General features: G+C 39.7%; 19 protein-coding genes. 3 read left to right on the top strand and 16 right to left on the bottom strand.

Going from position 1 to position 14,751, the window contains the following annotated elements:
- Positions 1 to 36: 36 nt before the first annotated feature.
- Both EWM59_RS26510 and EWM59_RS26515 read left to right on the top strand, forming a co-directional pair.
- On the top strand, positions 37 to 909 hold the full coding sequence (locus EWM59_RS26510; RefSeq protein WP_229239262.1) for an IS982 family transposase: 873 nt from the start codon (positions 37 to 39) through the stop codon (positions 907 to 909).
- 34 nt (positions 910 to 943) lie between these two features.
- Positions 944 to 1,135 (top strand): hypothetical protein, encoded by a 192-nt coding sequence (locus EWM59_RS26515; RefSeq protein WP_130024117.1) that lies wholly within the window; start codon positions 944 to 946, stop codon positions 1,133 to 1,135.
- A 338-nt stretch (positions 1,136 to 1,473) separates the two neighbouring features.
- Here EWM59_RS26515 and EWM59_RS26520 read toward each other — a convergent pair whose 3' ends face one another.
- The 15 genes from EWM59_RS26520 to EWM59_RS26590 form a co-directional block, all read right to left on the bottom strand.
- On the bottom strand, positions 1,474 to 3,564 hold the full coding sequence (locus tag EWM59_RS26520) for a T9SS type B sorting domain-containing protein (protein WP_165372311.1): 2,091 nt from the start codon (positions 3,562 to 3,564) through the stop codon (positions 1,474 to 1,476).
- A 280-nt stretch (positions 3,565 to 3,844) separates the two neighbouring features.
- The gene (locus EWM59_RS26525) at positions 3,845 to 4,552 is read right to left on the bottom strand and encodes a DUF3291 domain-containing protein (protein WP_130024238.1); all 708 of its coding nucleotides are present in this window, start codon (positions 4,550 to 4,552) and stop codon (positions 3,845 to 3,847) included.
- A 13-nt stretch (positions 4,553 to 4,565) separates the two neighbouring features.
- Entirely contained in the window at positions 4,566 to 5,264 is a 699-nt protein-coding gene (locus EWM59_RS26530; protein ID WP_130024239.1) for a methyltransferase domain-containing protein, read from the bottom strand.
- Complete coding sequence (locus EWM59_RS26535) at positions 5,261 to 6,328, bottom strand: type III polyketide synthase (RefSeq protein WP_130024240.1); 1,068 nt, start codon at positions 6,326 to 6,328, stop codon at positions 5,261 to 5,263. The genes EWM59_RS26530 and EWM59_RS26535 overlap by 4 nt, the downstream gene beginning before the upstream one ends.
- A gap of 146 nt (positions 6,329 to 6,474) precedes the next feature.
- Positions 6,475 to 7,200 (bottom strand): NRDE family protein, encoded by a 726-nt coding sequence (locus EWM59_RS26540; RefSeq protein ID WP_130024241.1) that lies wholly within the window; start codon positions 7,198 to 7,200, stop codon positions 6,475 to 6,477.
- Positions 7,201 to 7,281: 81 nt separating this feature from the next.
- Complete coding sequence (locus EWM59_RS26545; RefSeq protein ID WP_130024242.1) at positions 7,282 to 7,773, bottom strand: DinB family protein; 492 nt, start codon at positions 7,771 to 7,773, stop codon at positions 7,282 to 7,284.
- Positions 7,770 to 8,312 (bottom strand): YceI family protein, encoded by a 543-nt coding sequence (locus EWM59_RS26550; protein ID WP_130024243.1) that lies wholly within the window; start codon positions 8,310 to 8,312, stop codon positions 7,770 to 7,772. Before EWM59_RS26550 ends, EWM59_RS26545 begins: the two co-directional genes overlap by 4 nt.
- A gap of 9 nt (positions 8,313 to 8,321) precedes the next feature.
- Complete coding sequence (locus EWM59_RS26555; RefSeq protein ID WP_130024244.1) at positions 8,322 to 9,026, bottom strand: hypothetical protein; 705 nt, start codon at positions 9,024 to 9,026, stop codon at positions 8,322 to 8,324.
- A 2-nt stretch (positions 9,027 to 9,028) separates the two neighbouring features.
- Positions 9,029 to 9,472: a DM13 domain-containing protein gene (locus EWM59_RS26560; protein WP_130024245.1), complete on the bottom strand. Its 444-nt coding sequence runs from the start codon at positions 9,470 to 9,472 to the stop codon at positions 9,029 to 9,031.
- A 92-nt stretch (positions 9,473 to 9,564) separates the two neighbouring features.
- On the bottom strand, positions 9,565 to 10,242 hold the full coding sequence (locus EWM59_RS26565; protein WP_130024246.1) for a Crp/Fnr family transcriptional regulator: 678 nt from the start codon (positions 10,240 to 10,242) through the stop codon (positions 9,565 to 9,567).
- 57 nt (positions 10,243 to 10,299) lie between these two features.
- Complete coding sequence (locus tag EWM59_RS26570) at positions 10,300 to 11,316, bottom strand: ATP-grasp domain-containing protein (protein WP_130024247.1); 1,017 nt, start codon at positions 11,314 to 11,316, stop codon at positions 10,300 to 10,302.
- On the bottom strand, positions 11,313 to 11,714 hold the full coding sequence (locus EWM59_RS26575) for a DoxX family protein (RefSeq protein WP_130024248.1): 402 nt from the start codon (positions 11,712 to 11,714) through the stop codon (positions 11,313 to 11,315). Before EWM59_RS26575 ends, EWM59_RS26570 begins: the two co-directional genes overlap by 4 nt.
- Before the next feature lie 35 nt (positions 11,715 to 11,749).
- Positions 11,750 to 12,196, bottom strand: a complete 447-nt coding sequence (locus tag EWM59_RS26580) for a YHS domain-containing (seleno)protein (protein ID WP_130024249.1) — start codon at positions 12,194 to 12,196, stop codon at positions 11,750 to 11,752.
- Positions 12,197 to 12,316: 120 nt separating this feature from the next.
- On the bottom strand, positions 12,317 to 12,961 hold the full coding sequence (locus EWM59_RS26585; RefSeq protein WP_130024250.1) for a LysE family translocator: 645 nt from the start codon (positions 12,959 to 12,961) through the stop codon (positions 12,317 to 12,319).
- 93 nt (positions 12,962 to 13,054) lie between these two features.
- Complete coding sequence (locus EWM59_RS26590) at positions 13,055 to 13,240, bottom strand: hypothetical protein (RefSeq protein ID WP_130024251.1); 186 nt, start codon at positions 13,238 to 13,240, stop codon at positions 13,055 to 13,057.
- Between the two features lie 78 nt (positions 13,241 to 13,318).
- Between EWM59_RS26590 and EWM59_RS26595 the strand changes: the two genes are divergently transcribed.
- Positions 13,319 to 13,741 carry a hypothetical protein gene (locus tag EWM59_RS26595; protein WP_130024252.1) on the top strand — a complete coding sequence of 141 codons (423 nt, stop codon included), beginning with the start codon at positions 13,319 to 13,321 and terminating at the stop codon, positions 13,739 to 13,741.
- Between the two features lie 563 nt (positions 13,742 to 14,304).
- On the opposite strand, the gene EWM59_RS26600 is transcribed toward EWM59_RS26595, so the two are convergent.
- A partial coding sequence (locus EWM59_RS26600; protein WP_130024253.1) for a transposase occupies positions 14,305 to 14,751 on the bottom strand: 447 nt, incomplete at its 5' end.

The raw sequence follows: 14,751 nt of genomic DNA on the forward strand, positions 1-14,751 counted from the left end.
TCCCGTCCATAAACCTCAAAAATCACCCCAATTCTTATGCAATATAATGAAAATAAGCTAATTGAAATCTTTGTGAGATGCGATGATTTCTGTCAATTATTTGATAATTGGTTAGCAAAAAGGGGGGTACCTGCAAACCAAAACCAACCCTTAAGTACCTTAAGTGATAGTGAAATTTTGACACTTATTATATTCTATCATTATTCAGGATATAAATGCTTTCAGTACTATTATCAAGATTTAGTAAGGAATGTTTTAGTGAAAGATTTCCCTAAAATACCTTCATATAATCGTTTTATTGAATTAATTCCCTATCAGACTCTGAGATTACAAATGTTCTTAAAATACCTTTCTTTGTTTTCTATTAGGACGGGTAATTATTTTATTGATAGTAAGAAAATGCCCGTTTGTGATAATAGACGAATTCATTCAAATAAAGTCTTTGTAGGGTTTGCTGGTCGTGGAAAATCTTCTACTGGTTGGTTCTATGGACTAAAAACCCACCTGATAATCAATGAATTAGGTCAAATTATTAATTTCGCCCTTACACCAGCCAATATCTCTGATAATGATGACAGACTTATGAATTATATGTTTGATGGTCTAAAAGGACAATGCTTTGGTGATAAAGGATATCTAACTAAACTCTTTGAACAATACTATCTCAGAGGGCTTTTATTGATTACTAAAGTCAGAAAAAATATGAAAAATAAACTGATGAAAATAAAAGACAAAATCAACCTAAAAAAACGGGCTTTGATAGAATCTGTCAATGACATTCTAATGACTGTTTTTGACATAGATCATACCAGACATAGAAATCCTATCAATGCTATGGCTCATACTTTTGGTGGACTAATTGCATATTGCTTTTATGAGACTAAACCAGCTACTTTCATCATTAAATAAACATCGAATTCACGTTAAAAGAGGGAATGTATATTTGAAATATATCCTTGTGGAGGTCAGTTGGATGTGTATCAGATATGATGCCTCCTTGTTATTGGCTTATAAGGCTGCCATCAAAAAGATGGAACCTAATAAAGCTATCGTCAAGGTAGCCAGAAAATTACTGAACAGAATTCGATTTGTACTAAAGAATAAAGAACCCTATCGAATCAATCAGGGTCTGTAGAGAACATATATCTATTAAACCATTATCAGGTGGGGTAACGCTTGAGGCCGTCTGTGACCTCTAATAAAGAGTGTTCACTATTTTGAGTTTGCGTCCCACACCTATATAACATAATAGCTAACTTGTGACTCTCCATTGGAGATGTTCACTCATAGAAGATTGGTTTATAGTTAAAAAAAGTTCTGTTGAAATATGGATAAGCTTGCAGCTTACCCACATTCCAACAGAACAATAACAACTATTGCCTATTATTTAAATAAACCAAAAAAAATCAACTCGAAGCTTGTTTTTCAACATAGAAGACGGCCTCTCAAAAATATCGTTTTATCTATTAGTATTTATTTCAATAACAAGACCGAACCTACTTTTTTAAACTCCTGTCCGGCATAGTCTGTTCCGAATATTTTATAGCTATAATTGCCCTGCGGTGCAGGTGCTCCGGCTTCTGTACCATTCCACCCGAGTTCTATATCTCTCGTTTCAAAAATAGGCGCACCCCAACGGTTATAAATTACCATATTAAATTCAGAAATAAACTTCCCGTTTGCTTTAAATACGTCATTGACGGTATCGTCGTTAGGCGTAAAGGCGGTAGGCACATATAAAATGGCAGGTGTGATAAAAGTATAGGTATTTGAATAAGAAGAGAATGGAAAAGGAGTTAAAACGGTCCCCCACATTAGTTCAGCGTCTTGTCTGGCCAGAATCCTGAAAGTAACTTTCCCATTAAAGAGAGGGTCTTGCAGATACTGGTCAATGGCCGCTCTTACTTCAGCTTCTGTGTTGGTAGTGATGGCAACATTCTGCAATACACCGAGTTCGTCAATTACCTGTACATAATATTCGGTTGCGCCTACATTCTGTAACATACCAGTAGGGTCGCTGACCGAGAAAGGTGTCCAGTTGAGTGTATTGGGCTGGGCAGAGGTAAGAAAAACCGTACACACAGGCGTAGATTGCTCAGATGTATTGTCGCAGGCATCTTTATACTCTAATTTATAACAATACTGCTGCTGATTGATTTCTACATTTTTGTCTTCCCAGAGGGTTGTATTCTGTATGGTGGCGGCTTTCTGAAAATTGGTAGAATTGCCTTCTGCCCGGTAAATAGTAATTTCAGGGAACGGGTAAAGCGTATTTATTTTTACCAGATTATCGCCCAGCGAAACAATGGCCAGATTGGCAAAGGGTATATTGCCACCTTTTAGTGGCTCTACTATAAAAGGGGCAGATTTTATTTCAATTTTTGTTCCTCCAGAAAACCAGCTTCCTACAATCCAGAACTCATATTTGGTACTGCAGTCCATCTGGTCGAAAGTAAAGGTTGGATTGGCACTTACCGGAACGTCGTACGAATTAGGATTGAGATTTGACGGACTATCTCTGTGTGATACCTGATAGCGTGTGATGCTGGTAAAGGATTCAGACTGCCAGTCAATTTTTACATCGGTAGAGGACAGTACCTGATGGGTGGGTAGAATGGTACAAAGTGGGTCAGAAACGATAGAGCTACTACAGATTCCGTTCTTTTGCAGACGGAAACAATATTCGGTACCTGCATTCGGAACGGTGATAGTTTCGGTAGCAGTGGCATTGGCAGTAGTCGGTAGTTTGATGGTTTTTCCGGTAGCGCTCCATGAGCCACCTTTAGGTTTCATTTCAATGTTAAAATCAACATCGGCAGTACCCCCTCTGATAGTTATTTTTTGTTGGGTACCTCCGGCTAACCCTTCCAAGGCCACAATTTTCGGAGGGTCTGTATTAGCCACATCTAAATTACGTGCATCACTGGTACAGGCATCAATACCGCCACGCTCATATAAACCCTGAATTTTAGGTTTTACTGTGGGAACATTGTCAAAATGATGTGTAATGGTATGCGGAAAGGTAGTGATTCTTATTGTTTGGGTATTTCCGTCGCCCCATTCAATCAATATTTTAGGTTGTGCTCTGTTGGTAGGGGTATCTTCAATCAGTACGGTTACATCTTGCGGAGAACAAAAATCATATTTGAAATTCAAGGGCTGTGTATCAATGATTTCAACCGATTTACAGGTAAGATAAGAAGTAGTACCTACCACGCCATTCATCACTATCCAATACTTGCCGGGGCCTTTATATCTATTTGTCGGAGTAGAGGCATTGGCAGGAAAAGTAATAGGGCCGTCAACGTCTCTGTAATTGAAATTGAATTTGACACTGCTGCCCGGTAAAGTGGTGATAAGTGTCCCTGATGGATCCCTCACCTCATTTATCAATACCAACGCACCTGCGGCTCGGTTATCGGCTGTTAAACAGCCTGTCTGTGGGTTTATTGAAAAATCTGCATTAGGAGTATGTCCTGGCGGAAGAGTTGTACATTCAATAGGCTTCGCATCCTGTTGACCAAAAGTAGTAATAGTGGTGCATAAGATTATGAATCCAAGCAAATATGATTTAATGCGGGACATAAATTAAATAGTTTCTATTGTATTCACTCAATGAAATGATTCAAAAATCATGCCCGATAAGTAGGGGGCCTAACAAATTAACGAGTTATGGTGCAGTTTGTGTAACAAATAAGGGTAAATATTGTGGGAAATACAAATATTTTAACAAAATATTTGTTTGTAGTATCTTGAAAATCAGTTAGTTATCAATTGTTTATCGGTATAAACAGGGCTTTGGCTTGAAATTTGTGGAAGGGGAAAAGCAGCTTTTGGAAACTTTTCAAGCGGTAGCATCTGTATCCAGTAAAACGGGCTTTCCGCCTAATGTTCCCTCGGTTCTGACCGGAATAAAACGGGCAAACAGTTCTTCTGTGTACCAGTTTTCTTTCCTTGTGCTTTTAATGACAGCCGCATGTTCGCGCTGGCGGTAAGCAAAGTCTTTTACATCGTCCAGACTTTCCCAGATTGAAAAAGTAGCCTGTCTGATAAAAGGCATTTCGCCAATACCTACTGAGGTAATAAAGCCTTTTGCGTGTCTGACATGGGCTGATACCTGCGGCACATTGCGCCAGAATTGCCGTAACCTTGAAAGCCGGATTTGCGCACGTGTAAGTACGGCAATTTTCCCCTGATAATTTTTGTCGATAGTGCCTGCCTGAAAAGGTTCTTTCCCATCCCATTGGCCATGCGCTTCATAGGTTCGGCAAAGAATTGTCCATTGCTCTTTGGTAAAGGTTTTCCACCATTTTTGCAGGAATGAATTCTGCTGAAACCAGATAAAATCTTCTTCTGTTTGCCACACAGCCAGAAATCCCCATTGTGCTAAATCGGGCTGAATATCAAACGAACCATTTTTGCCGCAGCCCAGCAATTTCCAGAAGGAGATGCGTCGGGTAAACCATAGCGGAAACCGAAGTAATGCCATAGAAAGAAAGGCAACGGGAATAAGGTAGGTAGGGTAACGTACGATGGTTAGTGAGACAAACATGGGTAAAAAAGGCTTATTTTTCAACAATAATCAACCAGCGGAATGCCCATTTCCATTGAATGGTATAGCGGGGGATTCCGGCTCGTTGTAACAGATTTTGCCATTCCCGGCGGCTGAACCCTCTTAAAACCGAAAGCGGAGCATCGTTTTTTACGAGATAAGATTTTGAAAACAATCCGGTAAGCCATTTGATGGAATAGTAGGCCAGGGCATGGCGATGCAAATCGGCAATAAAGAAACCTTTCTCTGCGTGCTGATACATCCATTGAAGCATCTTTACCAGTTGTTCGTCGTTGAAATGATGACAAAACAACGAATTGAAAATATAATGTGGTTGCTGCGAGTGGGTATCTGCCAACCGATAATCACAAATCTGATAAGAGACAGGAATGGTTTGCTGCTGTCGGGCAAACTGTACACAGTCTTCTTTTAAATCTATGCCCTGCAACTGGTAAGTAATTTTCTTTTTATTGAGTAGTCTTCCGGTTTCTCTCAGATTATCGCCCCCACCGCTACCGATTTCCATAATGTTGAGGGGCTGAACCAATGGATTTCTTTTTAGTAGAGCCCTGATACCCCCCAATACTACCTGATGCCCACCTAAGTAACGATTGATAAAGTCGAGTTCTCGCAGATTCTGGTAGAGGTCTTCTTTCGGAATAGCTTCATTATCCAATAATTCGGGGGTATAAGAGCGGTTTCTGAAATTCATAGGGTCAGCATGGCGGTTTCAATCGTAATACCCGGTCCAAAAGCCACAGTAAAAATATTGCCTTTGGTGGTTGGGTTCTGCATCATTTCTTTCAGCACAAACAAAATAGTGGCCGATGACATATTGCCATACCTGCGCAAGACCTCATAAGAGGCAGTGAGCGCATCAGTAGAAAGTGATAGCGCATTTTCAACGGCTTCTAATATATTTTTTCCGCCGGGATGAACCGCCCAATGGGCCACATCTGTAATAGAAAGACCTAATTGTGTTAGTACACTGTCTAACAGACTGCCTATTTCTTCCTTAATCAGCTTCGGAACATGATTGGTAAGGGTCATCAGAAATCCGTTGGCTGAGAGTTGCCAGGCCATATCAGGCTGACCAGTTAGGGCAATTTTTGAGAAAAACTGTACAATATTCAGCCCTTTGGCATTATCGTCGCCCACTACGAGACAAGCCGCAGAACCATCGGCAAACAGGGTAGAGGAAAGAATCGCATCGGTATCGCCCGATTTCTGAAAATGCAGGGTGCATAATTCTGTACACACAATCAGCACTTTGGCTGAGGCATCGGCTTTGCAAAAGGCGTTGGCTATTTTCAGGGCATGCAATGCGGCATAACAACCCATAAAATTGACCGAAGTACGAATAATATTGGCGGGCAGATTCAGCTTTTCGGCTAATAGTATATCTAAACCCGGTGCAGAAAGACCCGTGCAGGTTACGGTAATGAGATGCGTAATTTCTTGTATGTCGGTACCCTGCAAGCAATCCTGAATTGATTTTTCTGAGAGTGCCACCACCTCTTCGTTGAATAGTTTCATGCGCTGTTCAAGCGAGGGGGCAGTGCAGTTATTCCCAAAAAAATGCCAGTTGCCACGTAACTGCGAGAAATCGGAAAAAACAGAGTAACGGGTCTCGATACCGCTGCGCTTGTAAAGTATGGGTAGTAATTTTCTGTTTTTTTCATCAGGATTAGCGGCATCGAGCATGAAGCGCATGATGTCTTCCTGTTTGTGCGCATACCGGGGTACGGCTGTACCGATAGAAACGATTTTTGGCATTGTGGTTTCGGGCTTTTTTAATGTCGTAGTGGATTTGTACAGCACCTGACAGAGTATTTGAACAAATTCTGTATCAATACGCAAACAAAAGCGTTTGCGTTGCTTGTGATAGAAAAACATATTTTTGTCTGCCTAAATCCGCATACTCAGACGCACTCTATAAAAACTCTGTAAACGTACTTTTTGTTTTTTTGCAGGTCTTCGTAACTCACCACAAATTGTTCAGTATCTATCTGAAACTGGGTAATGCTCAGGGTTTTCAGTTCTTCGTTCCTATTCATTTTTATATCGTTTCTGCTATCGCCCTTGCCGCCTGTGTGATGAAAATGCAATACATCATCAGCCGTATAAGCAGGGTAGGTGTTCAGAAAATTTCTGAACCATTGCTCCCGTTCCTGTATGATTTCAGGACAATAGAGCGTAACAGACGACCATATCCGGGGTTCAGTTCTTGCATGGGTGGTACTGATTACCTCTTTGCCTGTCCAACGTATTTCGTAATATTTTTCTGTATTCTGTTTGTTAATAATTACCAGCGTAAAAGGCTCAAGACCTGAAAACTGGTATTGGCTGATAAACTTTTCTTCGTCAAGAAACTGATAAAAATCTAAAATTACTCGTCCACGACTCTGCCGATAGGGTGGATTGGGTAGATGAGGTTTGAAGCCTCCGTTGAGCAGGCAAAGGGTAAAGGTATCGCAACCGCCAATCCAGGTACCACTACCTTGGGGGTCTTTTGGATAAAAGACATAACGCCCTTCAATCTCATATTTACGGGGAGCAATTGCCGACTCACGACTTTTCTGTTCATCCCGGTTAGAGGTAAAAATAAAGCCGTTGTTGCTGGTTGGTAAGTAAGTTAATACACACATTTGAATACTTAAATAAATGTATTACCGATTGTGATTTGCACCACAACCGACATTTTTATAATTAAATGTCTTTATTTTGAATTACGCCTGACGATACTGAATGGTAGAATAGGCTACACCAAAGTTTTCGGGAATAAAAACCTCTTTGAAACTCTCCTGTAAACCAATGCGGATGAGGGCATAATGATGAATGGAATGTTCTATCAGATACACCAGTTCACGTACAAAACTGGTCTCAATATATGCCTTCTGCATGGGTTCGTAACTAACCGCCAGCAGCAAAGGCACCGAAACATCGCCCACCGCATCAATACTGCTGATGATTTCATCAATGGTATCAAGGGTAAAACTCAGGTCGTTTTCTAAAAGAAAATTACGCTCGCGGGCATCATAATCTACTATTCCGCTTTTATATCCTTTCAGCAGGCATTGATAAAACTCTATCACATGGCGTGTATGCTGCCCTATACTACTGCCATTAAGCACACAAAGCGACTGGGCATATTGTTGTGAGTTAAGTTGATTTAATAATTCAGCCAATTGTCTGATTACGTTTGTGTGTGTGTGCTTCATATATGCTGGGTTTGTATCACAATAGAAATAGTGGCAGTATCGTTTAGCAAAGCAGATTTTTTGCCAATACCATAATCAATCCGGTTTATCATAAAACTTCCTTTAAAAGTGGCCTGCGTGCCGTTTTTTGTGAATGTAAAAGGCAATTTAATGTTTTTGGTAATATCTTTTATGGTAAGATTAAAATAACCTGTGTATTGGTTTCCGACAGCGCTTTTTTCAATTTTTGTCGACACCAGACTTATTTTCGGATATTTATCAACCGCAAAATATTCATCGCCTCGTAAAGTATTATCTCTTAAACTAATTCCGGTATAAATAGTTTTGGCAACTACTGTGCCTTTCAGCGAAGCATCGGCTAAATTATCAGGGTTAAAAATCAGGTTCCCCTCGAAACCTTTAAACGAACCCTCGGCAGTAGCACCCAGCGCATGTTTGATGGTAAAGCTGATGGTGGCCGAAGTAGGTTTCCAGGTATCTGTCTCTACGGTATGCAGGCTTACCAGTAAGGGCAGCAGTGTTATTATGAGATTTTTCATGGCAGAGGGTTAAAACTTGAAAGAAACGGCCAGCATAGGCAACAGGTTTTTAGAGCGAAAGCGGTCGTTCTCAAGGGTCAGCAGCCGATTGGTGCGGTATTCGATAAACTGAAAACTGGCACCTGCCCGTAATCCGATATTTTTGCTGAACCAGTAGCGGAAATAAAGCTCTGAGTTCAGGCTGCCTAAATCATTGTCGCTCACCAGAAGCAGATTAAATACCGTAGGTTTGGCTGATTGTTGGCTGCCATTCAAGGTGGCAGAATTGCTTGCCTCAAATGTACCTGTTTGTTCTTTGCCAAAACTCAGCCCGATAGCATCAATATTAAAACCTATTTCAAATTTCTGACTAAAACTATATTGTAAATGAATGGGAATATTGAGGTAAAAAACGCCCGACTTAGCCAGATGAAGGGTGTCTAAATTAGCCAGAATGTTTTCGACAAATAACACCTGCGGACCTGTTTGTCCGGAGGTGAGCCTGGCCGGAGCAGTAATAAAATCTTTGTGCTGCGCTGCAAAATAGGTAAGTCTTACACCTGTACCTATTTTAAATTTCCCTTTTTTGCCAATGCCCCATAGGTAATTGTATGACAACGCCGGAGAAAACCCATTGCCAGCCGCCACAGATAAGTCTGCATATTGTTGATGGCGACTTTGGGCATTTAATAAGTGCCCTGATAAAAGCAGAAGAATAAAAAGTAGTTTTTTCATAGTTAGTTTGGTTTTAGTTCAGCACTACCGAAAAGGACAGCAAAACGCTTGCACCAGATAAGCACATAGGTATGCTTTGACAGGTCTGCCTCGTCGGGTAATGCTACGCTATAATTGCCCATTGTATTTACTTTGTTGCTGACCTCAATAAAATTGGTAAGTGCTTTATCTTCGGCCATGTATATTCTCAGGTCGGGCCCGCTATCGGTTCTGAAATTTTCAAATATTAGTGCTCTTTTCCCATTTTCGTCCCGATATACTTTTATTTCTCCGCTCGTAGTATGTACAGCAGACTGAAATGTACCTTTGGCAAGCAGGTTTTCAGGTTTCTGAATAGTCGGACTGACAGGTGGAGGTTCTATACCCATCAGTTGAGGAACGTTATCTTTCTGGCAGGCTATCAGCAATAATAAGATAGCTAATAGCCCTACTGTTTTCTGTTTCATAAATTTGGCTTTTAGAATGTTGAAACAAAAGTAACAGGTAGCAAAAAAACAGGATGTCGGCTGGCTGACGAATCAATCAAAATTCAGGTAAATCAGTTCAGCGCCGAAAGGTTTTTGATGATGATTTCGTGGCGGGAATAATCAAGGATATTTTTATCCTTTAGTTCGTTCAGTAATTGGGTAACTGTTTGTCGGGTACTGCATATCAGGCTGGCAATGTCCTGATGAGTCAGGTAGTTTTTCAGCACAATTTCATTTTTATTACCTATCCCTTCTTTCGTTGCCCATTCTTTCAGAAAACTGTTCAACCGGGCTCTTACATCTTTAAAAACCAGATTGGCATAGCGGTTTTCCATGCGTTTGAGTCTGAAACCCACCCACTTGGTATAGCGGAGAGCCAATACAGGATTCCGCTCAATCACCTCTTCAAAATCGGCCAGTTTAAAACTGCAACAGGTTACGTAGTCAGATACAGCAACTGCATATTCATCAAGGGTCTGATTCACCAGCGTAAACTGACCGAACAAGTCGCCTGTTTGCAGAATGTCTTTTACAATTTCGTTGCCTTTATCGTCTATCTCTACAATTTTAATCGTTCCACGCTTAATGGTATATACCCTGTCAGATTCATCGTGCGAAAAGTAAATGATTTCACCTTTCTTGGCAGTCTTAAAGTTGGTAATAAGGCAGATTTGCTTCAATTCGGCTGAATTTAAAGCGTTGAATAACTGATGATTATGTAAATGCCAGTATTTGGTTTCAAGATTCATGACCGATGGGATAATTTCCCTTAATATACAATAGAAAACGGTGTAAAAGTACTGGCTTCACCCGAAATGTTGCTTCACTATTTTCAGAAGTTCCCGCACAGGCACAGGTTTGATACCTTTTTTCTGATTGGCAATACTGATTTCGGCTACCCGGTTCCAGTGCCAGCCTAAATCACGGTAGGCCTCCCAAAGATAATAACGAGGGTCGTAGATATGGCCGGGGTCTGAACTAACCCCGTTCAGTTCCATGATTCTGATGTTTTTGCCTGCGTATAAATCTTCATAACTGGCTACTTTCATATCAAAACGTCCATAGTAAAAGCCCTCAAACCTATCGGCAATGGTAGTAAAAACCTGATGCAACTGCTCGTTAATGAGATGATTGGCATTGACAAATTTAGTGCCCCGGCAATGATTGCCAATAGGTTCCAGCAGTCGTTTTTCTCCTGCCGGAAGTATTTCTTCAATCCCTTTGCCCAATCGGTCTCTGAGTGCTTCTAACTGAAATCTTGCCCGGGTATTGTTCAATACTAATGTTTCAATGCTTGATTTGCCATCACCTGTTACAGTCAGAAATTCTTTCAGTGTAACCGACGATACCCTGCCCGATTTTTCCTCAGGCATCCGGCTGAATAAGACCCCTAATTCTATCGGGTACTCAATAAATTCCTGAATCAGGTAATCAGCATTGATACTGGCATGATAGGCTTTCAAATGGGCTTCTGACATGATTTTTACGACCGAAGTGCCCCGCTCGCCTACGTTGGGTTTGGCAATCACCGGATATTTTAACTGATGTGCTGCTACCGTATGAGATATTTCACTGAAAGCTGTATCGGGCGAAATATAGAGGGTTGTCGGCAGGTATTCGGCCGGAATGTATTTCAGAATCTCGCTTTTATGTTCGCCATAAAAGCCACCTGCCTCAATACTTGGGTTGACTGCCGTAAAATAGGTAAGCGATTTGGCACGGATAGCCTGAAAAAGCCAGTAAGGAGCCATAGGCAGGTAAAACACCCACCACGACCAGTACTCGTAGTTGAAAATTTTAACCAGAAAGAGGGGTAATCTCATGTGTTGGAGGTAAATCTTTTAATAATACCAAAAATGGTTGATTTCTCCTGATAAACTACAAAAGCACAGCAAATTGTTATAACTAATGCCATAAAAAAAAGCTGACCGCCATCGTCCATAATTTCTATGCCTAATAAAAACAGGTGAGAGACAAGCGCACCTGCCATAATGCCAATACCCATTAAAGCACCCAACCACGAAGTGCGAGGGATTAATAAGAGTACAGAAGCAATTAATTCCGCTATTCCCGTGCCTATTCGCCCGTAGGGTTCAAGACCAATGGTTGAGAATATATAAACACTTTCGGGGGCAGCCGTAAACTTGAAATATAAGGTCTGTAACATCAGGGCAGCCGCCACAAAGCGAGCTATCCATATTATTGCAATGTTTGTTTTCATGATTTATTTCCCTCAACAAGGAATTAGCATTATGATTATTTATAAATTTTTACCCAGTTTATATCAGCCTGCTTTTTGAGTCGGGCTTCTTCTTCATTCCAGCTATTGAGGGTATTATTGAAAATGGTTTTGTAGAAAAGGTAAACCTTACCTCCAATGATTTTGTAGTTTTCGGGGTCAACTTCTACTTTTTCGCCTTTGGCTCCCATCGCATAAGCACACCAGCCGCCATAGGCAGGTTCATATCTGGCAGGTGCTTTTTTAAAGGTTTCTACATTGGTTTCATTGGCAAATTTGTAGGAAATACCATTATAAACATAGGTAATCTTGCCTTTCTGAGGCTTATTGGCAAAATAACTGACAGGGTCATAGCCTGATAAGGCTACCCCTTTTTCTAATAAATAATGTTTCTGACGAATGGCTGTTTCCTGTGCAAAACTCTGCCATGATACCATCATAAACAGAACTAATAATTTTTTCATTGGTATATCTGATTAATTTCTATGGCAAAGGTATAGCATAGAGCAGTAAGCAAATGTCGGGTAAATGACACGATTAAGCGATTTGGCAGAGAAGACAGGTGTAGAATAGAGAGGGTTTATTTATAGGATGGTTTTAAATCCCTGTTCATATCCTGTTTTTATGAGTTGAAAAAGTGCTAAGGCGAGGAAGATGATACCAATTACCCGATTGATAGGGTAGCCCCTTAATAGTTTCTGGATATTTTGTTGTTGGCGGCTACTCACTAAGGCAAATAAATATAAAATGGCAAAAGCCCCTGTTACGGCTCCTGCAACAAAAGCCGCTTTGGTGGCAAAACTATTAATAGCGATATGCTTATTGAGATAGACTGCTATGAAAAACCAGAAAGGTAGCACTTGGGGATTAATGATACCTAAAACAAAACCTTTTAAAAAGTCGGCTTTCTGACTATCGGGCGCAGAAACAGGTGCAGCAACCTCAGGGTTTTTCTGGAAAAAGTAAAAGAGACCTATTACTAAAAAGACAGGTATCATGAGCAGGTTAAGTGTATCAAGCAAAGACTGGTTTTGCTGAATAAAAAGTAATCCTTCTAAGGCCAATGCAGAATAGATAATTTCGGGCAGGCTACCACCAATGGCAACGGATACGCCTGCCGAAAAATTTTTGTTAAGGGTAGTCTGAATAACAGCTAAATTGACCGAGCCTAACTGAACTGAGCCCAGAAAACTGATAATAGCCGTAAGCAGAAAAATCAAAAATTCCATTGGTGTTTTTTTCTATCAGACAAAATAAATGATTTTTTTGGGAATGGGATGTCGTTTGGATGACAGAAAGTAATAGCTTAAGTGTATAAAATTTCAAATATCACCTTCAATCGCTTCAGTATACTCCTTATCATTTAGAATTTGTTGTAATTCTATTAAATTTTTATGTTGTATAGGTAATATATTTTTATGCCAGATTTTCTTATTTTTGTCAGTACCGATTATATAAAGGTGGTGATGTACAGCTCGCCCACCATGTAAGTAATAAATAATGGCCATTTAGCTTATAGATTTGATAAAATTGATTATAGTCCAACGTCAGAATCACAAGAGGAAAAAAAAAGTCATTGGCATTCTATGATGAGCGATGCAGAAGCAGAAGCCGGTATGACTGAAAAGCAAGCAATGGAAAGAGGTTTAAAGTTTGGTTGGGATAATATTTTTGCTTCTAAGGGTACCGATCTTGGTAAGATTGGACAAGGATTACATGCTTTACAAGATGCCTACGCTCATAAGGGGATGAAAACTAGTGATCATTTGGGTTGGAATATATCTTCTGTATGGCAAACAGGATTTATAGATATGTATAGTTCAAGATTACAAGCCTTTAATATTACCAGATCCGCCATAGTTGTCTTGGATTTAATTCAAGGAAAAGATACAAATATTAAAGATGGTGATAGATTAAATCTTACGGGTATGTCAAATCAACAATTTCTTTATATAATAAAATCATTACGTAAGAAAGGCTTTGAAGGAACAATTCACAACTCTAACTAAATTATTATTATGAAAAATTTCATAAAAGTTATTCTTATTGGGACGATTTTATTCTTAATCATCAACTTATATTACTGGTTTGCAATATATGCTTCTGGTCATAAAATTCCAGTTAAAACTGAAAATTCTCTTATTACTGCTGTAACTATATCAATAGTAGTAATAATTGGATTATCAATTTATTTACGAAAACTAGGAAAGCCTCCTTTTAAGTAACTTATTTTTTCTTCGCTATATTACAACTCTAATGCAAGAGGCTGTCTTCTATGTTGAAAAACAAGCTTCGAGTTGATTTTTTTTGGTTTATTTAAATAATAGGCAATAGTTGTTATTGTTCTGTTGGAATGTGGGTAAGCTGCAAGCTTATCCATATTTCAACAGAACTTTTTTTAACTATAAACCAATCTTCTATGAGTGAACATCTCCAATGGAGAGTCACAAGTTAGCTATTATGTTATATAGGTGTGGGACGCAAACTCAAAATAGTGAACACTCTTTATTAGAGGTCACAGACGGCCTCAAGCGTTACCCCACCTGATAATGGTTTAATAGATATATGTTCTCTACAGACCCTGATTGATTCGATAGGGTTCTTTATTCTTTAGTACAAATCGAATTCTGTTCAGTAATTTTCTGGCTACCTTGACGATAGCTTTATTAGGTTCCATCTTTTTGATGGCAGCCTTATAAGCCAATAACAAGGAGGCATCATATCTGATACACATCCAACTGACCTCCACAAGGATATATTTCAAATATACATTCCCTCTTTTAGTAATTCTTCCCACTCTTTTGGTTTCTCCACTGTCATGACTATTAGGAATCAGTCCTACATAAGCTGACAGTTCTTTTATACTCACAAAACGGTTTATATCTGCTATTTCAGTTAAGAGAATCATACTTGTCAAGGTACCTATTCCTGGAATAGTCTTCAGAAGTTCAGCATCAGTTTTATATCTGGGTTGCTCTGACAGCTCTTTGATTTGTTTCTTTAAGATGGCTGATTGTTG

Origin of the sequence: Emticicia agri (assembly GCF_004168285.1) — a bacterium.
Taxonomy (GTDB): domain Bacteria; phylum Bacteroidota; class Bacteroidia; order Cytophagales; family Spirosomataceae; genus Emticicia; species Emticicia agri.